We start from the raw sequence: 23,449 nt of genomic DNA, 5'->3' as shown, positions 1-23,449 counted from the left end.
AGTAAAATAGATTGGAAACTTTTTACGGAGGAAAAGATGGACTCGAATGAAAAAGAGCTAAGCCTCACCCCAATTCCTGGGAAGAGTGGGAAGGCCTACATGGGGACCTACCCAGATGGTGGGCGCGTTTTTGTAAAAATGAATACGACCCCAATCCTTGCGGGTCTAGCAAAAGAACAGATTGCTCCTCAATTGTTATGGAGTCGACGTTTGCCAGATGGAAATGTGATGAGTGCCCAAGAATGGTTGAATGGGGAGATTCTCACGCCAAATGGAATGTCAAAAAAACAAGTGGTCAATATTTTAACGAGATTGCACCGTTCTAGACCTTTGATGACCCAATTAAAGAAACTTGGGTATCCTGTGGAATCTCCTTTAGAGTTACTCAATTCTTGGAGTAACCGCTTGCCAATTGCCCTACGTCAGAACCACTACATCCAATCAGTCGTAAAGAATTTACGGAAGACAGTGCCAGCCTTTCGGGAGGATTATGCGACGATCGTCCATGGGGATGTCCGTCATAGTAACTGGATTGAGACAGAGAGCGGCTTGATTTATCTAGTCGATTGGGATTCCGTTCGTTTAACTGACAGGATGTTGGATGTGGCGCATATCTTGAGTCACTATATTCCAGATTCCAATTGGCGCGATTGGTTAGGTTATTATGGTTACAAGTACAACCAAAAGGTGTTTGATAAACTCTATTGGTTTGGTCAATACTCCTTCTTGTGGCAAATTGCTAAATACTATGAAAATAATGATTTAGAAAATGTCAATCGCGAGATCTATGCTCTGCGCAATTTCCGGTTGAAATATGGAAAGGAAATATGAGAGTTAGAAATCGTAAAGGAGCGACAGAATTACTAGAAGCCAATCCACAATATGTGGTCCTAAATCCAGAAGATGCTAAGGGAAAATGGCATGGGATTTTCGGAAATGACCATCCTATTCATATCGAAGTGGGTAGCGGAAAAGGGGCCTTTATTACTGGGATGGCTAAGGCCAATCCAGAGATCAACTACATCGGAATTGATATTCAAAAATCGGTCTTGAGCTATGCTTTAGATAAGGTCTTAGAAGCAGATGTTCCTAACATTAAATTGCTTTGGGTAGACGGAGATAGCTTGACTAACTATTTTGAAGATGGGGAAATTGATCAGCTTTATCTGAATTTTTCAGATCCATGGCCAAAGAAACGTCATGAGAAGCGTCGCTTGACTTACAAGACTTTCTTGGATACCTTCAAGCAAATTCTTCCAGAACATGGGGAGATTCACTTTAAAACAGATAATCGAGGTCTGTTTGAATACAGTTTGGTGAGCTTTTCACAGTATGGTATGACTTTGAAGGGAGTCTGGCTAGACCTTCATGCTAGTGATTTTGAGGGAAATGTCATGACGGAATATGAGAAGAAGTTCTCAAGTAAAGGACAGGTCATTTACCGTGTAGAAGCACAGTTTTAGCATATTCCTTGCAATCATTGGGGAATCGTGTTATAATACATTAAATGAATAGAAAAGGAGAGGCGGGGAAATATCTTCGCCTCTTATCTATGAGGAGGTGGCAACCATCGCAACGATTGTTGACTTAGTAACAGAAGTGATTCAGCCTGCCATCCAGGAACCATTTGAATTGGTCGATGTTGAATATGGCAAAATGGGTGGTGACTACGTCTTAAGCATTTTCGTAGACAAACCAGAAGGGATCACACTGAATGATACAGCGGATTTGACAGAAATCATTAGCCCGCTATTGGATCAAATTAAACCAGACCCATTTCCAGAACAGTACTTTTTAGAAGTTACCAGTCCTGGTTTGGAGAGACCTTTGAAAACCAAGGAAGCACTCGAGGGAGCTGTTGGCAAGTATGTCAATATCAGCTTGTATAAGGCTGTTGAAAAGCAAAAGGTCTTTGAGGGGAACTTGGTAGGTTTTGAAGAGGATGTTTTGACCATTGAGTATATGGATAAAACACGAAAGAAAACTGTAGAAATTCCTTATAACCTTGTGTCCAAAGCAAGGTTGGCTGTAAAATTGTAACAGAATGAAAGAAAGGATGCCTTTATAGTAAAGGCAAGAAAAACATGAGTAAAGAAATGCTAGAAGCCTTCCGCATTTTGGAAGAAGACAAAGGGATCAAAAAAGAAGATATCATCGAAGCCGTCACAGAATCATTGCGTTCAGCTTATCGCCGTCGTTATGGACAATCAGAAAGTGCAGCGATTGAATTCAATGAAAAAACTGGAGATTTCCGTGTTTATACGGTTCGTGAAGTGGTGGATGAAGTCTTTGATAGCCGTTTAGAAATCAGCTTGAAGGATGCCTTGGCCATTAGCTCTGCTTATGAGTTGGGGGATAAGATCAAGTTTGAAGAAGCACCAGCTGAATTTGGTCGTGTAGCAGCTCAATCTGCCAAACAAACGATCATGGAAAAAATGCGTAAGCAAACGCGCACCATCACCTATAACACTTATAAAGAACATGAAAATGAAATCATGAGTGGAACGGTGGAGCGCTTTGACAATCGTTTTATCTATGTCAATCTTGGCTCAATCGAAGCACAATTGTCTAAGCAAGACCAGATTCCAGGAGAAGTGTTCCAATCTCATGATCGAATTGAAGTATTTGTCTACAAGGTAGAAGATAATCCACGTGGTGTCAATGTCTTTGTTAGCCGAAGCCACCCTGAAATGATCAAACGTTTGATGGAACAAGAAATTCCTGAAGTCTATGATGGAACTGTTGAGATTATGAGTGTAGCGCGTGAAGCTGGAGATCGTACAAAAGTTGCGGTTCGTAGCCATAATCCAAACGTAGATGCGATTGGGACTATCGTTGGTCGTGGTGGATCGAATATTAAAAAGATTACCAGCAAGTTCCACCCAGCTCGATACGATCAAAAATTAGACCGTATGGTTCCGACAGAAGAAAACATCGATGTCATTGAATGGGTTCCAGATCCAGCTGAATTCATCTACAATGCGATCGCTCCTGCAGAAGTGGACCAAGTTATTTTTGATGATGAAGATAGCAAACATGCTCTCGTTGTGGTTCCAGATAATAAACTATCTCTTGCCATCGGTCGTCGTGGTCAAAACGTTCGTTTGGCAGCTCATTTGACTGGTTACCGCATCGATATCAAATCTGCTAGTGAGTTCGAAGAAATGGAAGCAGCTCAAGAAACTTTTGAAGACCAAGTAGAAAGTGGCGAAGAGCAAGTCGATTAAGAGAGGGAGGGAAAATGGTAAAAACAAGAAAAATCCCTTTAAGAAAATCTGTCGTTTCAAATGAAATTATTGATAAGCGCGATTTGCTCCGCATTGTCAAAAATAAAGAAGGACAAGTCTTTATCGATCCAACTGGCAAAGCCAATGGTCGAGGTGCTTACATCAAGCTAGACAATGAAGAAGCGGCACTTGCTAAGAAAAAGAAAGTTTTTAATCGTAGCTTTAATATGGAAGTGGAAGAAGCTTTCTATGATGAATTGATCGCTTATGTAGATCATAAGGTGAAGAGAAGAGAGTTAGGCCTTGAATAAGCAAAAGATAAGTAATTTGTTGGGCTTGGCGCAAAGAGCAGGAAAACTCATTTCTGGAGAAGAACTCGTGATCAAAGCCATCCAGGAAGAAAAAGCACAATTAGTTTTTCTGGCAAATGATGCAGCTAGTAACCTGACAAAAAAGGTGACAGATAAGGGTCACTATTATGAGGTTCAAGTATCTACCGTGTTTTCAACACTAGAATTAAGCACTGCAATTGGACGTGCCCGTAAGGTCGTCGCTGTTGTAGATGCTGGATTTTCAAAGAAAATGAGGTCTCTTATGGAATAGAAGAGGAGGACAGCAATTGTCTAAGAAAAGATTATACGAAATTGCCAAAGAATTGGGCAAGGAAAGTAAAGAAGTCGTCACTCGTGCGAAAGAATTAGGTTTTGACGTCAAGAGTCATGCATCTAGTGTCGATACTGATGTTGCTGAAAAGTTGATCAAGAGCTTTTCAGCGAAAAAAGAAACAGTCGAAAAGAAAGTAGCAGAAGTGGCTGCCAAGACAACGGCTGTCGCAGAGAAAAAAGAAGCAGCGCCCGTCAAAAAAGAAGGAGCAACTGAGACAAAATCAGTAACGCCAGCTGCTAAACCAAAGAGTCGTAACTTTAAAGCGGAACGAGAAGCGCGTGCAAAAGAGCAGGCTGAACGTAGGAAACAACAAGATAATCGTCCAAAACGCGATCGCAAGGACAATCAGCGTCATGGTGACAACCGAAATCAACGACCACAAGAGCGAAATGAACAACGAAATCAAGGTTCTGAGCGTCGCAATAACCGACCAGATCAAAGACGTAGTGCACAACCCCAAGTGGCACCAAAAGTTGATTTCAAAGCGCGTGCAGCAGCACTGAAAGCTGAACAAAATGCTGAGTACGCACGTGGAAGTGAAGATCGCTACAAACAACAAGCTGCAAAAGCAGAACAAGAACGTCAACAGCGCCGGAAACGGGTAGAAGCACCAGAAGTGAAAGCACCTGTACAGGAGCCAGCTCTTGAGAACCATACAAAACCAGCTGTTGCTGCTGCTCCAGCTCAAGTCGATACACGTCGGAAGAAACAAGCGCGACCAGATAAGAAACGCGATGATTTTGATCGTGAAGAAGATGGTCCAAGAAAACAACAAAGGAATCGAAATAGTCAAAATCAAGTGAGAAATCAGAGAAATAGTAACTGGAATAACAATAAGAAAAATAAAAAAGGAAAGAACAACCGTAATGATGCTCCAAAACCAGTAACAGAGCGTAAATTCCATGAATTACCAAGTGAATTTGAGTATACGGATGGAATGACGGTTGCAGAAATCGCAAAACGCATCAAGCGTGAACCGGCTGAAATCGTCAAGAAACTCTTTATGATGGGAGTCATGGCGACTCAAAACCAATCGCTGGATGGAGATACGATTGAACTCTTGATGGTGGATTATGGAATTGAAGCCAAGAAAAAGGTTGAAGTGGACAATGCCGATATCGAACGCTTCTTCGTTGAAGATGGTTATTTGAATCCAGATGAGTTGGTAGAGCGTCCACCAGTTGTCACCATCATGGGACACGTTGACCACGGTAAAACTACCCTTTTGGATACCCTTCGTAATTCACGTGTAGCAACAGGTGAAGCGGGAGGAATCACTCAGCACATCGGGGCTTATCAAATCGTGGAAAATGGCAAGAAGATTACCTTCTTGGATACACCTGGACACGCGGCCTTTACTTCTATGCGGGCGCGTGGTGCATCTGTTACCGATATTACCATCTTGGTTGTAGCAGCAGATGACGGGGTGATGCCACAGACCATCGAAGCCATCAACCACTCAAAAGCTGCCAATGTCCCAATCATTGTGGCTATCAACAAGATCGATAAACCAGGAGCTAATCCAGAGCGTGTCATCGGTGAATTGGCAGAGCATGGAGTTATGTCAACTGCCTGGGGTGGAGATTCTGAGTTTGTAGAGATCTCTGCCAAGTTCAACCAAAATATCGATGAACTCTTGGAAACTGTCCTTCTTGTAGCTGAAATCCAAGAACTCAAGGCAGATCCAACTGTTCGTGCCATCGGTACTGTTATCGAAGCGCGTTTGGATAAAGGAAAAGGTGCGGTGGCAACCCTCCTTGTTCAACAAGGTACCTTGAATGTTCAAGACCCAATCGTTGTCGGAAATACCTTTGGACGTGTCCGTGCCATGACCAATGACCTTGGCCGTCGTGTGAAAGTAGCTGGACCATCTACTCCGGTTTCTATCACTGGTTTGAACGAAGCCCCAATGGCGGGGGACCACTTCGCGGTTTACGAAGATGAAAAATCTGCGCGTGCAGCCGGTGAAGAACGTGCCAAACGTGCTCTTATGAAACAACGTCAAGCAACCAACCGCGTCAGCCTTGAAAATCTCTTTGATACCTTGAAGGCTGGGGAAGTGAAATCTGTTAATGTCATCATTAAAGCCGATGTACAAGGTTCGGTTGAAGCCCTTGCTGCCTCCCTTCAAAAGATTGAAGTGGAAGGTGTGAAAGTGACCATCGTTCACTCAGCAGTTGGTGCGATCAACGAATCAGACGTGACCCTTGCAGAAGCTTCAAATGCCTTCATCATCGGATTTAACGTCCGCCCTACGCCACAAGCACGTCAACAAGCTGAAGCTGATGAGGTAGAAATCCGTCTTCACTCAATTATCTACAAAGTGATTGAAGAAATGGAAGATGCCATGAAGGGAATGTTGGATCCTGAATTTGAAGAGAAAGTCATCGGAGAAGCAGTTATTCGTGAAACCTTTAAGGTCTCTAAAGTGGGTACCATCGGTGGATTTATGGTCCTTAGTGGTAAGGTTACACGTGATTCCAAAGTACGTGTCATTCGTGACGGTGTCGTGATCTATGATGGAGCTCTTGCAAGCTTGAAACACTTCAAAGATGATGTCAAAGAGATCACAAATGGTCGTGAAGGTGGATTGATGATTGAAGGCTACAATGATATCAAGACAGATGATACCATCGAAGCCTACATCATGGAAGAAATAAAAAAATAAGATGCTGACTAGGAAAAAAGAGGGGGATCCTCTGATTTCCTAGTTTTTAAACACAGAGCAGAAAGGAGTTCCTATGGCAAGTCATTTTCGGACAGACCGAGTAGGGATGGAAATCAAGCGGGAAGTCAATGAGATTTTACAAAAGAAAGTCCGTGACCCGCGTGTTCAAGGCGTCACCATTACGGATGTTCAAATGCTAGGTGATTTGTCTATGGCCAAAGTGTATTATTCAATTATGAGTGATTTGGCTTCAGACAATCAAAAGGCTCAGACAGGCCTTGAAAAAGCAACAGGAACCATCAAGCGTGAATTAGGTCGGAATCTGAAATTGTACAAGATTCCAGATCTTACTTTTGTGAAAGACGAATCCATCGAATACGGAAATAAGATCGATGAGATGTTGCGCAATTTGAACAAAGACTAGAGAGGATGGAAATTTTCCACGCCCAGATTGAAAGACAAAGTCTTCTTAGAAACTTTCCTTAGGTGAGTACGGACGTCAGCGAACTTTTTCGAAGTTCCATGACTAATTATTGAGCCTAAGGTCTCAATAATTCCGAGTACCTGAAACTATTAAGTTTCAGGTACTTTTCTCACGACGAAAAGTTTCAGTAGATGATTGAATCACTCTAACGAGTAACATTTCTTTTTATAGAATTTATTAGATTTATAAAAAAGAATAGTTTGTCTACAGTCTCGGGTTGGAAATTTCCAACCTCTTTTTTGGCTCTTAAAATGAGGAAAATAAAACAGAAAGAAAAAAACGGTTTCAAAAAATAATAGAAATTTACAGAAATCTCTTGTGTGATTGGAAATTATCCTTTACAATAGGAGAGGAGTTTTATTTCTGATCTCATATTTGGAGGAATGATCATGTCCATTAACTGGCAGGAAATTTTGTTTAACTTTTTGGGAGGGTTAGGTCTCTTTCTCTATAGTATTAAAACCATGGGAGAAGGACTGCAACAAGCTGCAGGGGACCGTCTCCGCTACTATATTGATAAATATACAAGCAATCCCTTCCTTGGAGTCTTAGTAGGGATTGTTGTGACAGCCCTTATTCAGTCTAGTACTGGGGTAACGGTGATTACCGTTGGTCTGGTCAGTGCGGGTCTCTTGACCCTGCGTCAAGCCATTGGGATCATCATGGGGGCTAATATCGGGACCACGGTCACCTCATTCATTATTGGGTTTAAACTGGGGACTTATGCCCTTCCAATTATGTTTCTTGGAACGGTCTTACTTTTCTTTACCAAGAATCGAATGGCCAATAATATTGGTCGGATTCTCTTTGGGGTTGGAGGAATTTTCTACGCTTTAAACCTGATTAGTGCGGGAATGAGTCCTTTGAAAGAATTGCCAGAATTTAGTCAGTACATGATCACCCTTGGAAAAAATCCAATTCTAGGTGTTTTAGCAGGAGCCATCATCACCGTTTTGATTCAAGCTTCCTCAGCTACCATTGGGATTCTACAAGGTTTGTATTCAGGTGGTTTCCTAGATCTTCGCGGTTCTTTACCTATTCTTTTTGGGGACAACATCGGAACAACCTTGACGGTTATTATTGCAGCGATGGGGGCCAATGTTTCTGCTAAGCGTGTTGCAGCAACCCACGTGCTCTTTAACTTGATCGGTACAATCCTTTGTTTGATCTTGTTAACACCTTTTACAGCCATGATTGAATACTTCCAAGGGCTCTTGCACTTGTCACCTGAAATGACCATTGCTTTTTCTCACGGAGCTTTCAACGTGACCAACACTATCATTCAATTCCCATTCATTGGAGCTTTGGCATACTTTGTAACCAAGCTGATTCCTGGTGAGGATGAGGTTGTCAAATATGAACCGCTCTACTTGGATGAAAACTTGATCACTCAAGCGCCTTCGATTGCTCTTGGAAATGCGAAAAAAGAGTTGCTCCATTTAGGTGGATATGCAGACAAAGCTTTTAATCTTTCTTATGATTATATTGTTCACCAAAATGAAAAAACAGCTGAAAAAGGTCATAAGACAGAAGAAGCCATTAATACCATTGATGATGATTTGACTCGATACTTGATTCGTTTGTCGAGTGAAGCCTTGAGTCCTAGAGAAAGTGAAGTTCTCACCAATATCTTAGACTCCTCGCGGGATTTGGAGCGGATTGGGGATCACGCGGAAGCCTTGATCAATCTGACCGATTATTTAATTCGTAAGAAAGTCGTCTTTTCAGAAGCAGCCTTGGCTGAATTGGAAGATATTTACAACCAAACCCATCAATTTGTAGAGGATGCTTTGAAAGCCGTTGAGAACAATGATGTGAATCTTGCAAACCAATTGGTAGCACGTCACGAGGCAATTGAAAATTTGGAGAAAAAACTTCGGAAAACCCATATTCGTCGTTTGAACCACGGTGAATGTACACCTCAAGCTGGAGTAAACTTTATTGATATCATTTCTCACTATACACGAGTTGCAGACCATGCCATGAATCTGGCTGAAAAAGTACAAATCGAGCAAATTTAATGAACGTCAAACAGAGTAAGTAGGAAGCTTACTCTGTTTTTTTGTTGGATTCTATTTAAAAATAGGTCTAGACCATTTACAAATAGAAGTGAAAGCGTTATAATATGTATGAATATAAATGGAACACAGTTCCTACAATGGAAAGGACGATTTTATGTCTACATATATTAAAGCAGATCAATTTTATTACCCACATGGGGTTCGCCGCGGAGGCTATTTGGAGCTTGTTGATGGCAAGTTTGGAAAACATGTGGAAAGCTTACCAGAAGGTGCAGATGTGCTGGATTATTCTGGTTACAGCATTGCGCCTGGCCTCGTAGATACCCATATTCACGGATTTGGTGGGGTAGATGTGATGGATAATAATATCGAAGGCACTCTCCATACCATGAGTGAAGGTCTCTTGAGTACAGGGGTTACGAGCTTTTTGCCTACGACCTTGACTTCCTCTTACGAACAACTTTTGGCAGTAACTGAAAATATCGGTGCACGTTACAAAGAAGCAACAGGAGCCAAGATTCGCGGGATTTATTTTGAAGGACCTTATTTTACAGAAAAATACAAGGGAGCTCAAAACCCATCTTATATGAAGGATCCAAGTATGGAAGAATTCCGGGCTTGGCAAAAAGCTGCCAATGGTCTGTTGAATAAGATTGCCCTTGCTCCCGAGCGTGAAGGGGTAGAAGAATTTGTTCGGACCATTACAGGAGAAGGGGTGACTGTCGCTCTGGGACACTCCAATGCTACTTTTGAAGAAGCTAAAAAAGCGGTTGATGCAGGTGCGAGTGTCTGGGTCCATGCCTACAATGGTATGCGTGGTTTGACGCACCGTGAACTCGGTATGGTTGGTGCCATGTATGAATTGCCTCATACTACAGCAGAGTTGATCTGTGATGGCCATCACGTTGATCCGCTAGCATGTGATATCCTGATGAAACAAAAAGGAAAAGAAAATGTTGCCTTGATTACTGACTGTATGACAGCTGGGGGATTAGAAGACGGGGATTATATGCTTGGGGAATTCCCAGTCGTGGTTGCTGAAGGGACTGCTCGCTTGAAATCAACTGGTAATCTAGCTGGCTCAATCTTGAAATTGAAAGATGGATTAAAAAATGTTGTAGAGTGGGGGATTGCTAACCCTTACGAAGCAGTGATGATGGCCAGCCTCAATCCGGCAAAATCAGTCCATATTGATGATGTTTGTGGTCAAATTCGAGAAGGATATGACGCGGACTTCATCGTGCTTGATCAAAATTTGGATCTGGTTGCGACCTATCTCGATGGGGTCAAACGTTACCAAGCTACCAATTAGATTCAAGAATCGAAGATAGAATACTTCCTCTCTAAGTCATACCTAGAGAGGTTTTTGTTTACCGATGGTAGTGCAATTTTGTGAATGCTGTCTTTTCATGCTATAATGGGAATTGAAATGTGAGGTAGCTTATGAAGGCAATTGATATACGTTTTTTATTGATGGGAATTTTTTTCTTGCTCTATGGGATTGTAAGAAAAAATATCTTTATTGTGATTGTTGGTGGGGCATTTTTACTCTATAGTTTTTATAGCAAGAAGATGGAGCCAACCAAGAAGAATATTTTTAAGCCAGAGCTCAAGCTTCGAGGGCCTAAGAAACCGAAATCGAAGAAAGGAAAGAAAAAATGAATCATTATCGTTTAAATAATGGGGTGGAGATTCCTGTATTAGGATTTGGAACCTGGAAAGCAGCAGATGGAGAAGAAGCCTATCAAGCTGTCTTAGCTGCTTTAAAAGCAGGTTACCGGCATATCGATACAGCTGCGATTTATCAAAATGAAGAGAGCGTTGGTCGGGCGATCAAGGATAGTGGTCTTAAACGCGAAGACTTGTTTATTACCACCAAACTTTGGAATACTCATCACACCTATGAAGATGCTCAAGCTGCTTTGGACGAGTCTCTTGAGAAACTGGGTTTGGACTATGTCGATCTTTATTTGATTCATTGGCCAAATCCAAACCCCCTTCGAGAAAATGATGCTTGGAAAGTGCGAAACGCTGAGGTTTGGCGAGCCATGGAAGATATGCTAGCTGCTGGCAAGGTTCGGGCTATTGGCATTAGCAATTTTCTTCCTCATCATTTGGAAGCGCTCCTTGAAACTGCTCGGGTCATCCCAGCTGTGAACCAAATTCGTCTAGCACCTGGGGTTTACCAAAGCGAAGCCATTGCTGCAAGTCGCAAGCAGGGTATCTTACTAGAGGCTTGGGGACCTTTTGGCCAAGGGGAGTTGTTCCAAAATGAACAAGTAAAAGAAATGGCTGCCAAATATGGAAAGACCGTCGCTCAACTAGCCTTAGCTTGGAGTTTACAAGAAGGCTTCCTTCCATTGCCAAAATCGGTTACGCCTGAGCGGATTGCGAGTAATCTAAATTGTTTTGATTTTGAATTGGCGGCAGATGATGTGGAACTCCTGCGCCATCTTCCGGTTGAAGCAGGTGCACCAGATCCGGACACCAAAGATTTTTAAAAGAGAATTTCTATTCATTAATGAAAACCGAGGACAGTTTCGTTCTCGGTTTTTAAAAACCTTTCAAACATGAAATAATTTTAAGGATCCAATAAAAACAGATGTTCTATAATATTTTCCTGTTCAACTTCAAAAATTTCCGAACGAAAATAAGTTAATAGTTAGTAACATTCGTGAATGTTACATTTGTGTTACATTTTGTTTTTTGAATGAATTTTCAGATAATTTTGCGTTATAATAGTTACTATTAAAATAAAAGGGGAGTTTCTATGAATAGACAAGAACGTTTTTCATTAAGAAAATACAAATTTGGTGTAGCCTCAGTTTTATTAGGGGCTGTTTTGGTATTTGGATCTGCACAAGCGAGTGCAGAAGAACAAGCAGCCAGCCAAACGAGTGCTGGAACACAGCTTGTAGCCACTACTCAACAGGCACCTGCTGAAGAAGAGCATTCACAAGCAACAGAAGCAAGTACAGCAGTTGCTAGTGAGAAAGTAGAAGTTGCAAAAGAAGCAACAGTTGCTGAAAAGACAACGAATACAACAGAAGCAGCTCATGTTGAAAAAACAGAAGCTCCGAAAGAAGCAGCTACTGTTCCAGAAACAAAACCGGAAGTAGCAGAAAAACCTGTAGAAAAAGCAGCAGAAGTGGCTACTGCGACAAGTTCTGAAACAACGAATCGCCATGAGGAAGCTGAAAAACCTCAAAGCATCGAAAGTGACGAAATTATTACTGTTCCACAAACCTGGAAGCAAGGCTATAAAGGGGAAGGGATGGTTGTCGCTGTCATCGACTCTGGCTTGGATGTGAACCACGAGGTTCTTCGGATTACCGATCCTTCAAAAGCTAAGTTTAAAAACCAAGAAGAAATCGAAGCTGCTAAGAAAGCGGCAGGAATTGATTATGGTAAATGGTACAACGACAAGGTTGTCTACGCTTATGACTACTTTGATGGGACCGACAATATCAAAGAGGCCGAAAGAGATTCTCATGGGATGCACGTTACAGGGATTGCAACAGGGAATCCTGATAAAGAAGCAGGAAACGGAGAAAAGATCTATGGTGTAGCACCAGAAGCGCAAGTTATGTTTATGCGTGTCTTTTCAGATCGTCAAAAAACAACGGGTTCTGCCCTTTATGTAAAAGCAATTGATGATGCTGTAGCCCTTGGTGCCGATACCATCAATATGAGTCTTGGATCTTCTACTGGTTCTACGGTCAACGCAGGTTCAGATATCATTGATGCCATCAAACGGGCGCGTGCTAAAGGTGTATCTGTCCTAATCTCTGCAGGGAATAGCAATACTTTTGGGAATGGTTATTCAAGACCAGCTGCAGAAAATCCAGATTACGGCTTGGTCGGAAACCCATCAACAGTAGAGGACTCTATTTCTGTTGCTTCAATCAATAATAAAATCATTACCACAGAGGTTTTTGAAGTCAAAGGTTTGGAAGGTAATGCAGAAGTAGATAACGGGAAGTTTGACTACAGTAAATCTGCAACAGATACAGACTTTGAAAAAGGTAAAGAATATGAGTATGTATCAGTTGGTCTTGGGAAAGAAGATGATTTCAAAGATCTAGATCTTACTGGTAAATTGGCGCTTATCCAACGTGGAGAAATTCCATTTTCAGAAAAAATTGCGAATGCCCTCCATCATGGTGCAGTAGGGGCTTTGGTTTACAATAATGTAGAAGGATCGAATCTTGGAATGGCAATTGATGGAGATGCTAAGAAAATTCCATCTGTCTTCATTTCAAAACGCTATGGAGAAGCTCTGAAAGCTGGATCTTACAAAGTTGTCTTTAACAATACCATGGCCAATCGTCCATCTCCAGAAGCAGACCAATTGTCTGATTTCTCAAGCTGGGGAGTGACAACAGATGGTCAGTTGAAACCAGATGTCACAGCACCTGGTGGGAATATCTTCTCTTCTTTGAATGACAATACCTACGGGGATATGAGTGGTACTAGTATGGCCTCACCTCACGTAGCAGGTGTTGCAGCCTTGGTTAAAGAATACCTTGTGAAGAACCATCCAGAATTGACTCCTGAACAAGTTTCTGCAACTGTCAAAGCCTTGATTATGTCTACGGCTAAACCACATGTTAACAAAGAAACCGGTGTCTATACGTCTCCACGTCAACAAGGAGCAGGGGTTGTCGACACAGCCGCGGCTGTTTCAACAGACTTGTATGTGACTGGTGAAAACAACTATCCAAGTGTCACTCTTGGAAATGTTGGAGATAGCTTTACCTTTGATGTCACTGTCCACAATATTTCAGATACCGATCGTACCTTGAAAATGTTGGTGAATACTGACACAGATGAAGTGAAAGATGGTAAATTTACCCTCCGTCCACGTAAATTAACAGAAACTGCTTGGCCTGAAGTAACGGTGAAAGCGCATAGTTCTGAAACAGTTACGGTGAAAGTCGACACAAGTAAATTCACAGAAGAATTAAGCAAAGAAATGCCAAATGGCTATTTCCTTGAAGGATTTGTTCGTTTTGTCGATCCAGCAGATGATGGAGATGTAGTTAGCTTGCCATTTATGGGATTCAAGGGAGAATTCCAAAACCTTCCAGCAGTTGAAAAACCAATCTATGATTTGGTTCGTGAAGGAAAAGATGGCTTCTACTATCATGTTCCAAAAAATTTGAATATCTCATCTAGTGCCAATGTTTCTGCGCTCGTCACCCTTCAAAATGACCTTCTCCTTACACAAGGGAAACGTGATGGTCGTCGGATTACAGTCCTTGGTATTGAAGAAAATGCAGAAGGAACTCACTCTCTTCAACTAGATGAGAATGGAAATGTTCGCATTGCCATTTCACCAAATGAAGATGGAAATAAAGACCTCGTTGAATACAAAACTGTTGCTCTTCGAAACATTGAAAATCTTCATGCAACGGTCTATGCAGCAAGCGATACGGAACATAAAAATCCACTGTGGGAAGGAACTCCATCTGATCATCGTAAGAACTTCTTTGATGGCAATGAAAAGAACCCACGCAGCTATACACTAGATAACACTGCTTGGAATGGTACCGATGCAAATGGGAAAGCAGTAGCAGATGGTGTATATGATTATGTCATTCGTTACACCCCAATGGTTCCTGGAGCTGAGGAGCAATCAACAACCTTCAAGGTTCAAGTCGATACTCAAAAACCAGTGATCACATCTGGATATATCCGTTTCAAAGATGGGGCTCAACAGTTTGTAGCACGTAAAGCCAAAGATGTTGGCGAAGGTGGTATCTTAACTGAAAAACTCGTCTACGTGACTCCATTTGATGATCAGGGGACAATGGTCCAAACCAGTGAAGATAAGAATGGTACACGTGCGCTTGAAAATTACCATGTGATCAAGGCCAATGCAGATGGTAGCTTCGATCTTCCTGAAAACATCGATAAGAAGAATATCTACTACTATGTAGAAGACTTTGCGGGTAACGTAGATTATGTTTCACTAGCTGATTTAGTTCGGGATCAAAATAGTGGTCGGGTTCAAATTGCAGTTCGTGACGCTAAAACGAACAAAGATTTGGATACTATGTATGTTTACCGAATCAAAGATAGCAATGGTCAATACGTATCAGTTGATAAGACAAAAGATATTAACTTCTTGAACTTTGGTCATTATACTGCAGAAATCTTTACGTATGATCGTACAGAAGTGAAATTTGTCAGCAGCTTGACGCAAGAATTTGATTTGACAGAGGATAATAGTTTCCAAACGATCGCTTTTCTTGCCAATACTTTAGAATATGCACCAGTTAGCATCAACTTTGATCAACCGGTTTCAAAAGCGGCTACGATTGTATTAAAAGGGGCAGATGGTGAAAACTTTGTCTTGCCTGCTGAAAAATATGGTAAAAATGGCTTTGGTAAATCTGTAGCAACTGGTCAATATACCTTGGTTGCAACTCTTCCTACAGGCTATGAACTAGCTGAGGAAGCACCAGTGATTTCAGTTGTCGCAGGGCGCAACAACAATTACCGTATTGGAGTGATCTCAAAAGTGGATCTCTTAGCTGCTTTGAACAACCAAGCAGATGTTACAAAGACAGCGCAATACTTCAATGCCAGTGCGGATAAGAAGGAAGCCTATGATCAAGCCTTGCAAGCGGCCCAAGCAGCCTTGACCAACAAGGTTAGTCAAGAGCAAGTCAACCAAGCTCTAGCTAGTCTTGAAGCTGCCAGCCAAGCTTTGGATGGGAAAGATTCAAACGTTGCGGCCTTGAAAGAAGCTATGCAGGCTTACGATGCTACGACAAAAACTGGTCGTTATGCCAATGCCAAAGAAAAAGTACGTCGCGACTACGATCGTGCTTTCCAAACAGTAGCCTTGCTTGCAGTTGATCCAACTGTGAAACAAGAACAAATCAATCAAGCACTTGCTGAGCTTAGCCGTGCAGAAGGAAAATTAAACGGGAAAGCAACTGATTTTTCAAGTCTTGAAAAATACATCAAGGAAGAATTGAAGTTCCAAGAAAAGAATGCGAAATTCATCTATGCTGGAAATGAAGAAAAAGAAGCTTACCTAGTAGCCTTCAAGGATGCACAAACCATCCTTTCAAATCCAGGAGCAAGCCAACAAGATGTAAAAGATGCTTTGACAGCCTTGAAAAATGCCAAGAAAAAACTTCATGGTAAAAAACCAAAAGCTGCAAGACGTCCATAAGAAAAATAAAATAGTTTGTTAGCCTAGAATCCATCTGAAACATTTGTTTCAGATGGATTTTTATTTACAAGTACCTAAAAATTTGCTATAATACTAGTCAAGAAAGAAGGGCTTATGGCGTTTTTCTAGCGAGCTTGGGATAGTGAAAGCCAAGTAGAGCAAAGTAGGCAAGTGGCGCTTTCTCTCAGCAAAGAGCTGAAGACAAACAGATAAAATGAAGTAATAAATTAGGGTGGAACCGCGTTTCTGACGCCCCTAGTCGCAAGGCTTGGGTGTTGAAATTCGGTTCTTTTTGAATTCGTCTAATGCCTAAGTAGAAAGGAGTACAATGCTTAAAGGATCTTGTTTATGTAAAGCAGTGACTTACACTCTAGATGAGGAATTATCGGAATTAGTTTTTTGTCATTGCTCATTTTGTCGGAAAGCAACTGCGTCTGCCTATACAGTTAATGCTAAAGTTAGCAGTAAAAACCTAGTATTGCATGGAAAAGAACAGTTGGTTACCTATAGTTCATCTCCAGGAAAACAACGCTACTACTGCCAGAACTGTCATAGTCAAATTTTCACTGTTCAAGAAAATATACCAGAAGTCTGTGCTTTGAAATTAGGTACAATAGATGAATGCGATCAGAATTTACAAACTATTCCCAAACGTCATATTTTTCAGGATCCAGCTTTTTCTTGGTTGCTTGATAAATAAACCTAAAAAGATAATATAAATTAAAGGAGTAAATAATGTCTAAAAAACTAACCTTCCAGGAAATCATCCTTACTTTGCAACAATACTGGAATGATCAGGGTTGTATGCTGATGCAGGCTTATGATAACGAAAAGGGTGCGGGAACTATGAGTCCTTACACTTTCCTTCGTGCCATTGGTCCTGAACCATGGAACGCAGCCTATGTAGAGCCATCTCGTCGTCCAGCTGATGGTCGTTATGGGGAAAACCCAAACCGTCTTTACCAACACCACCAATTCCAAGTGGTTATGAAACCTTCTCCATCAAACATCCAAGAACTCTACCTTGAGTCATTGGAAAAATTGGGGATTAATCCTTTGGAGCACGATATCCGTTTCGTTGAAGATAACTGGGAAAACCCATCAACTGGTTCAGCTGGTCTTGGTTGGGAAGTTTGGTTGGACGGTATGGAAATCACTCAGTTCACCTACTTCCAACAAGTTGGTGGCTTGACAACTGGTCCGGTAACTTCTGAGGTTACTTATGGTTTGGAACGTTTGGCTTCTTACATCCAAGAAGTAGATTCTGTTTATGATATTGAGTGGGCTCCCGGCGTTAAGTACGGAGAAATCTTCCTTCAACCAGAATATGAACACTCAAAATACAGCTTTGAAGTTTCTGACCAAGATATGCTTCTTGAAAACTTCGAAAAATTTGAAAAAGAAGCAGGACGTGCTTTGGAATTGGGCCTTGTTCACCCAGCCTATGACTACGTTTTGAAATGTTCGCATACCTTCAACTTGCTTGACGCTCGTGGTGCTGTATCCGTTACAGAACGTGCCGGCTATATTGCCCGCATCCGTAACTTGGCCCGTGTCGTAGCCAAAACTTTCGTCGCAGAACGCAAGAAACTCGGTTACCCACTTCTCGACGAAGCCACACGCGCAAAACTCCTAGCAGAAGAGGAAGAATAAAAAGAGTTACAAGAATGGAAAATGGGCAAACAAAGTGAGCCCGTACGGCTACCCAGAGGCAAGTCGGAGACTTGCTAAAGGGATAGGCACCGCTGTACTGCTATATGGGGATTTTTGAAACGTTAGGTTCAAAAATCAGTTGGCTAAATCCACTTTGATGAGACTGTTGGAAATCGATGTCAAGGAGACAGAAGATTTCCAACAGTCTCACAAAGTTAGTTAGCGACGTCCCCAGTACCTAAGGTGCCTATCAAAAAGAAGAATTTTGTAAAGGAAAAAACATGACAAAAAACTTATTAGTAGAACTTGGACTTGAAGAGTTGCCAGCCTACGTTGTCACACCAAGTGAAAAACAACTCGGTGAGAAAATGGCAGCCTTCTTGGATGACAACCGTCTTTCATACGAAAGCATTCAAACCTTCTCAACGCCACGCCGTTTGGCTGTACGTGTGATTGGTTTGGCGGATCAACAATCGGATTTGACCGAAGATTTTAAAGGACCTTCTAAGAAAATCGCCTTGGATGCAGACGGAAACTTCTCAAAAGCGGCTCAAGGATTCGTTCGTGGAAAAGGCTTGACCGTTGATGATATCGAATTTCGTGAAGTCAAGGGTGAAGAGTACGTTTATGTCACGAAACACGAAGCTGGAAAACCTGCCAAAGAAGTCTTGGCTGGCGTTCCAGAAGTGCTTGCTTCATTGACCTTCCCTGTTAGCATGCACTGGGCTAACAACACATTTGAATACATTCGCCCAGTTCACACCTTGATCGTTCTTTTGGGCGACGAAGCGCTTGTCCTTGATTTCTTGGATATCCAGTCAGGTCGTGTTAGTCGTGGCCACCGTTTCCTTGGACATGAAGTGGAAATTACCAATGCGGATTCTTATGAAGAAGACCTTCGCACGGTTTACGTGATTGCGGATAGCAAAGAACGTGAAAACATGATCCGTGAGCAAATCAAGGCCATCGAAGCAGAACAAGGTGTTCAAGTTCAAATCGAAGAAGGACTTTTGAACGAAGTCTTGAACTTGGTCGAATACCCAACTGCCTTTATGGGAAGTTTTGACACTAAATATTTGGATGTTCCAGAAGAAGTTTTGGTGACCTCAATGGAAACGCACCAACGTTACTTTGTTGTACGTGACCTTGATGGTCAGCTGAAACCAAACTTCATCTCAGTTCGTAATGGGAACGCTGAGCACTTGGAAAATGTCGTTCGAGGAAATGAAAAAGTATTGGTGGCACGTCTTGAAGACGGTGAATTCTTCTGGCGTGAAGACCAAAAACTCAAGATTGAAGATCTGGTTGCTAAATTGGCGAATGTAACCTTCCATGAAAAAATCGGTTCTCTTTCAGAACACATGGCCCGTGCGGGTGTTATTGCAGCGTCATTGGCTGAGCAAGCTGGTTTGACTGCTGAAGAAACGGCAGCTGTCGCTCGTGCAGCTGAAATTTACAAATTTGACCTCTTGACGGGTATGGTCGGAGAGTTCGATGAATTGCAAGGAATCATGGGTGAAAAATACGCCCTCCTCGCTGGTGAAGATGCTGCGGTAGCGATAGCTATCCGTGAGCACTACCTTCCTGATTCAGCAGACGGAGCCCTTCCAGAGACTAAGGTTGGTGCTATCCTTGCCCTTGCAGATAAATTGGATACCCTCCTTTCCTTCTTCTCAGTTGGCTTGATTCCATCAGGTTCCAATGACCCTTATGCGCTTCGTCGTGCAACACAAGGGATTGTTCGAATCTTGGATGCCTTTGGCTGGCATATTCCGATGGATGAGTTGATTGATAGCCTTTACGGACTTTCATTTGATAGCCTTTCCTATGACAATCAAGCAGAAGTGCTCAACTTCATCAAGGCGCGTGTGGACAAGATGATGGGACGCACACCAAAAGATATCAAAGACGCTGTTCTTACTGGTTCAAACTTTGTCGTGGCTGATATGCTGGAAGCAGCTGAAGCTCTTTCAGAAGCTGCGAAGACCGATGGTTATAAGGCAGCTGTTGAATCCCTCTCACGTGCTTTCAACTTGGCAGAAAAAGCAAATGCTTCAGTAGCAGTAGATGCTAGTCTCTTTGAAAATGATCAAGAAAAAGCTCTTGCTAAAGCAATTGAAGAACTTGAATTGACCGGTTCAGCTAGCGACAAATTGGCTCAACTCTTTGCTCTTAGCCCAGTCATTGATGCTTTCTTTGACAATACCATGGTTATGGCAGAAGATGAGGCTGTTAAAAACAACCGTTTGGCCCTTCTTGCAGGCCTTGTAGCGAAAGCCAACGCTGTTGCAGCCTTCAACCAATTGAACACAAAATAATTACTGATAACAGGTAGAAAGTAGGTCTTATTATGACACCTGAAAAAATCGCTCGAATCAATGAGCTGGCTAAAAAGAAAAAAACAGAAGGTTTGACTCCAGAAGAAACAGTGGAACAAGCAAAACTTCGTGAAGAATACATTGAAGGTTATCGTCGCTCCGTTCGTCACCACATTGAAGGTATCAAAATTGTGGATGAAGAAGGTAACGATGTAACACCTGAGAAACTACGGCAAGTGCAACGGGAAAAAGGTTTGCATGGCCGTAGTCTCGATGATCCTAATTCATAATCAAAAGAGTGCTGGAATAGACTCCAGCACTCTTTTGTATCTTTAAAATTCAGAATATTCTGGACCAGATTGACCAATTTTTAAAAACATGGTATAGTAGATTGTGTGAAAATTTGAAGTATACTTTTCTGAAAATGTACAGAAAAAGAATTGGAGTAATCATATGTCAAAAAAACATCATCCTGGTGAAGAAAACGAAAATGGGATGGTTCGTGGTCTGCAAAATCGGCATGTTCAGCTGATCGCTATTGCAGGAACCATCGGGACAGGACTCTTTCTTGGAGCCGGTCGTTCCCTTTCTTTGACAGGTCCCTCTATTATTTTAGTCTATATGCTGACTGGCGCCTTCATGTACTTGATGATGCGGGCGATCGGAGAGATGCTTTATATGGACCCTGATCAACACACCTTTATCAACTTTATCACCAAGTATCTAGGAAAAGGTTGGGGTTATTTTTCAGGATGGTCCTATTGGGTCTCCTTGGTATTTTTGGGAATGGCAGAGATCACGGCTGTTTCCAACTATGTCCAGCTTTGGTTTCCAAATTGGCCAGCCTGGCAGATTCAAATTATCTTTTTAGCGCTTTTAAGTTGTGTAAACTTGATCGCTGTGAAGGTTTTTGGAGAGGTTGAATTCTGGTTTGGAATGATCAAGATTGTCACGATTTTAGCCCTGATCGCAACAGGGATCTTTATGGTGACGACGAACTTTGAAACACCAGCTGGACACGCTAGTTTAACTAATATTACTAGTGGTTTTCAAATGTTTCCAAATGGTTGGGTCAAGTTCGTCATGGCCTTCCAAATGGTCTTCTTTGCTTATCAAGCGATTGAGTTTGTTGGGATTACCACTTCTGAAACAGCTAATCCTCGCCAAGTATTGCCAAAAGCTATTAAAGAAATTCCAATCCGAATTGTAATTTTTTATGTAGGGGCTTTGTTAGCGATTATGGCTATTTTCCCTTGGCAACAGCTTCCTGTCAATAAGTCACCGTTTGTAACGGTCTTTCAGATGGTAGGAATCAAGTGGGCAGCAGGATTGATTAATTTTGTCGTACTGACAGCTGCTGCATCTTCCTTGAATTCTACCCTCTATTCAACAGGGCGTCACTTGTACCAGATTGCAAAGGAAACACCAAACAGTAAAGTGATGAATCGTTTGAAACTGAATAGCTTATCTCGTATGGGGATTCCAAGTCGCGCGATTATTTTTTCTGCGATTGTGGTTGCTGTTTCAGCCTTTATCAATGTCTTGCCAGGTGTCTCAGATGCTTTTGCCTTGATTACGGCATCTTCTTCTGGTGTCTACATTGCTATTTACATTTTGACTATGCTTGCCCATCTTAAGTACCGTAAATCGAAAGAATTTATGCCAGATGGTTTTGTCATGCCAGCCTATAAAGTGTTGAATCCATTGACCATTGTTTTCTTCCTCTTCGTATTCGTTTGTCTCTTCTTGCAAGAATCAACATACATTGGAGCGATTGGAGCAACCATCTGGATCATCCTCTTTGGAATTTACAGCAATTGGAAACATAGTAAATAAACTGCAAAACTCACCCTTAGGTGAGTTTTTATTATTTCAGAGCTATTTGCTTTTTTAGGGGTTTCTTGGAGTGGTTAAAAGAAAAACAGAGGTGGGAGAAATTAGTTTTCTTCCATCTCTGTTTTTTGTCCTTGAATTGCTTTTTTGAGCCACCAAAGTGAGCCGACTAGGATCAGGGCAGCAAGCCAAAAAATCCAAGCCTCAATAGTGGTTAGAAAAAAGTAGAGAGCGATAGCATCGACCAATAAAAGTGGGATGAGAATCTGTTTTCTTATTTTCATAAGAATATTGTATCATAAATCCTAGAGGAAACAAGTGAAATCAAGCCTTTCTAGGTATTTTGTAGGATCCAAAAAGGTCAGATAAGATTAGTTAGTGAATTTTCTTTCAGGAGTGCATCTTGGACCCATTTGTGGTAAAATAGTAAAGATATGAGTAAAGAATTTCATCATGTAACGGTTTTGCTTCATGAAACGATCGATATGCTGGATGTTAAGCCAGATGGGATCTATGTAGACGCCACATTGGGTGGAGCAGGCCACAGCGAATATTTGTTAACAAAATTAAATGAATCGGGCCATCTTTATGCCTTTGACCAAGATCAGCATGCAATTGAGAATGCTAAGATTCGTTTAGCTCCATTCATCGAGAAAGGCATGGTGACCTTCATTAAGGATAACTTTCGTCATTTAAAGGAACGTCTAAACGAATTGGGTGTGACTGAAATTGATGGAATCTGTTATGATCTAGGTGTCTCTAGTCCTCAGTTAGACGAACGGGAACGCGGATTTTCTTACAAGAAAGATGCGCCGTTAGACATGCGGATGAATCAAGAAGCTTCCTTGACAGCCTATGAGGTCGTAAATAGCTACGATTACCATGATCTAGTCCGTATTTTTTTCAAATATGGAGAGGACAAATTTTCCAAGCAAATTGCGCGGAAAATTGAGCAAGCACGAGCAATTAAACCGATTGAAACGACAACGGAATTAGCAGAGATTATTAAATCTGCTAAACCAGCTAAGGAGCTCAAGAAAAAGGGTCATCCTGCTAAACAGATCTTCCAAGCCATTCGTATCGAAGTCAATGATGAACTGGGAGCGGCGGATGAATCGATTCAGCAAGCCATGGATTTGTTGGCCCTCGATGGTCGTATTTCTGTGATTACCTTTCATTCGTTAGAGGATCGATTGACCAAACAATTGTTTAAAGAAGCTTCGACGGTTGAGGTTCCAAAGGGGCTTCCCTTTATTCCAGATGATTTGAAACCAAAGATGGAGTTAGTCAACCGGAAACCTATTTTGCCAAGTGAAGAAGAGCTTGAGGAAAATAATCGATCTCATTCAGCAAAATTACGGGTTGCTCGAAAAATACACAAGTAAGAGGA

General features: G+C 41.8%; 19 protein-coding genes and 2 pseudogenes. 20 read left to right on the top strand and 1 reads right to left on the bottom strand.

The annotated features are described in order from the left end of the window. Nucleotides 1–36: 36 nt before the first annotated feature. The 19 genes and pseudogenes from ccrZ (at nt 37) to H7T92_RS06715 (ending at nt 22,062) form a co-directional block, all read left to right on the top strand. A complete protein-coding gene (ccrZ, locus tag H7T92_RS06800) occupies nt 37–831 on the top strand; it encodes a cell cycle regulator CcrZ (protein ID WP_023920250.1) in 795 nt (264 codons plus the stop codon). Next, complete coding sequence (gene trmB, locus H7T92_RS06795; RefSeq protein ID WP_023920251.1) at nt 828–1,463, top strand: tRNA (guanosine(46)-N7)-methyltransferase TrmB; 636 nt, start codon at nt 828–830, stop codon at nt 1,461–1,463. The genes ccrZ and trmB overlap by 4 nt, the downstream gene beginning before the upstream one ends. A 97-nt stretch (nt 1,464–1,560) precedes the next feature. Further along, entirely contained in the window at nt 1,561–2,040 is a 480-nt protein-coding gene (rimP, locus tag H7T92_RS06790; protein ID WP_023920253.1) for a ribosome maturation factor RimP, read from the top strand. Between the two features lie 44 nt (nt 2,041–2,084). Beyond that, entirely contained in the window at nt 2,085–3,227 is a 1,143-nt protein-coding gene (gene nusA / locus H7T92_RS06785; protein WP_003010402.1) for a transcription termination factor NusA, read from the top strand. A gap of 14 nt (nt 3,228–3,241) precedes the next feature. Beyond that, nucleotides 3,242–3,538 carry an RNase P modulator RnpM gene (rnpM, locus tag H7T92_RS06780; RefSeq protein ID WP_003010401.1) on the top strand — a complete coding sequence of 99 codons (297 nt, stop codon included), beginning with the start codon at nt 3,242–3,244 and terminating at the stop codon, nt 3,536–3,538. Further along, complete coding sequence (locus H7T92_RS06775; RefSeq protein WP_023920256.1) at nt 3,531–3,830, top strand: YlxQ-related RNA-binding protein; 300 nt, start codon at nt 3,531–3,533, stop codon at nt 3,828–3,830. The genes rnpM and H7T92_RS06775 overlap by 8 nt, the downstream gene beginning before the upstream one ends. Before the next feature lie 16 nt (nt 3,831–3,846). After that, nucleotides 3,847–3,970 (top strand): annotated as a pseudogene (locus H7T92_RS10565) (translation initiation factor IF-2 N-terminal domain-containing protein); the annotation flags it as partial. Between the two features lie 98 nt (nt 3,971–4,068). Next, nucleotides 4,069–6,561, top strand: a pseudogene (gene infB / locus H7T92_RS06770) (translation initiation factor IF-2); the annotation flags it as partial. A gap of 73 nt (nt 6,562–6,634) precedes the next feature. Continuing rightward, nucleotides 6,635–6,985 (top strand): 30S ribosome-binding factor RbfA, encoded by a 351-nt coding sequence (gene rbfA / locus H7T92_RS06765; RefSeq protein WP_003003976.1) that lies wholly within the window; start codon nt 6,635–6,637, stop codon nt 6,983–6,985. 449 nt (nt 6,986–7,434) lie between these two features. Continuing rightward, nucleotides 7,435–9,066, top strand: a complete 1,632-nt coding sequence (locus H7T92_RS06760) for a Na/Pi cotransporter family protein (protein WP_201037383.1) — start codon at nt 7,435–7,437, stop codon at nt 9,064–9,066. 154 nt (nt 9,067–9,220) lie between these two features. Further along, entirely contained in the window at nt 9,221–10,378 is a 1,158-nt protein-coding gene (gene nagA, locus H7T92_RS06755; protein ID WP_070590019.1) for an N-acetylglucosamine-6-phosphate deacetylase, read from the top strand. A gap of 131 nt (nt 10,379–10,509) precedes the next feature. Then, the gene (locus tag H7T92_RS06750; RefSeq protein ID WP_003018530.1) at nt 10,510–10,728 is read left to right on the top strand and encodes a hypothetical protein; all 219 of its coding nucleotides are present in this window, start codon (nt 10,510–10,512) and stop codon (nt 10,726–10,728) included. Further along, a complete protein-coding gene (locus H7T92_RS06745; RefSeq protein WP_201037382.1) occupies nt 10,725–11,567 on the top strand; it encodes an aldo/keto reductase in 843 nt (280 codons plus the stop codon). The genes H7T92_RS06750 and H7T92_RS06745 overlap by 4 nt, the downstream gene beginning before the upstream one ends. Nucleotides 11,568–11,836: 269 nt before the next feature. Then, a complete protein-coding gene (locus H7T92_RS06740) occupies nt 11,837–16,255 on the top strand; it encodes a S8 family serine peptidase (protein WP_201037381.1) in 4,419 nt (1,472 codons plus the stop codon). Nucleotides 16,256–16,583: 328 nt separating this feature from the next. Then, nucleotides 16,584–16,955: a GFA family protein gene (locus H7T92_RS06735; RefSeq protein ID WP_023920269.1), complete on the top strand. Its 372-nt coding sequence runs from the start codon at nt 16,584–16,586 to the stop codon at nt 16,953–16,955. 35 nt (nt 16,956–16,990) lie between these two features. After that, nucleotides 16,991–17,908 carry a glycine--tRNA ligase subunit alpha gene (glyQ, locus tag H7T92_RS06730; protein ID WP_023920271.1) on the top strand — a complete coding sequence of 306 codons (918 nt, stop codon included), beginning with the start codon at nt 16,991–16,993 and terminating at the stop codon, nt 17,906–17,908. 281 nt (nt 17,909–18,189) lie between these two features. Further along, the gene (gene glyS / locus H7T92_RS06725) at nt 18,190–20,226 is read left to right on the top strand and encodes a glycine--tRNA ligase subunit beta (protein ID WP_201037380.1); all 2,037 of its coding nucleotides are present in this window, start codon (nt 18,190–18,192) and stop codon (nt 20,224–20,226) included. 32 nt (nt 20,227–20,258) lie between these two features. Beyond that, a complete protein-coding gene (locus H7T92_RS06720; RefSeq protein ID WP_003010384.1) occupies nt 20,259–20,516 on the top strand; it encodes a DUF896 family protein in 258 nt (85 codons plus the stop codon). Nucleotides 20,517–20,679: 163 nt separating this feature from the next. Then, a complete protein-coding gene (locus H7T92_RS06715; RefSeq protein WP_049485559.1) occupies nt 20,680–22,062 on the top strand; it encodes an amino acid permease in 1,383 nt (460 codons plus the stop codon). Between the two features lie 101 nt (nt 22,063–22,163). On the opposite strand, the gene H7T92_RS06710 is transcribed toward H7T92_RS06715, so the two are convergent. Beyond that, nucleotides 22,164–22,343, bottom strand: a complete 180-nt coding sequence (locus H7T92_RS06710; protein ID WP_070659659.1) for a hypothetical protein — start codon at nt 22,341–22,343, stop codon at nt 22,164–22,166. A 150-nt stretch (nt 22,344–22,493) separates the two neighbouring features. On the opposite strand from H7T92_RS06710, the gene rsmH reads away from it, so the two are divergent. After that, nucleotides 22,494–23,444 carry a 16S rRNA (cytosine(1402)-N(4))-methyltransferase RsmH gene (rsmH, locus tag H7T92_RS06705; RefSeq protein WP_003010377.1) on the top strand — a complete coding sequence of 317 codons (951 nt, stop codon included), beginning with the start codon at nt 22,494–22,496 and terminating at the stop codon, nt 23,442–23,444. Nucleotides 23,445–23,449 lie beyond the last annotated feature (5 nt).

This window comes from Streptococcus parasanguinis (genome assembly GCF_016648855.1).
Taxonomy (GTDB): Bacteria; Bacillota; Bacilli; order Lactobacillales; family Streptococcaceae; genus Streptococcus; species Streptococcus parasanguinis_L.
This window is presented reverse-complemented; position numbering and strand designations above follow the sequence as displayed.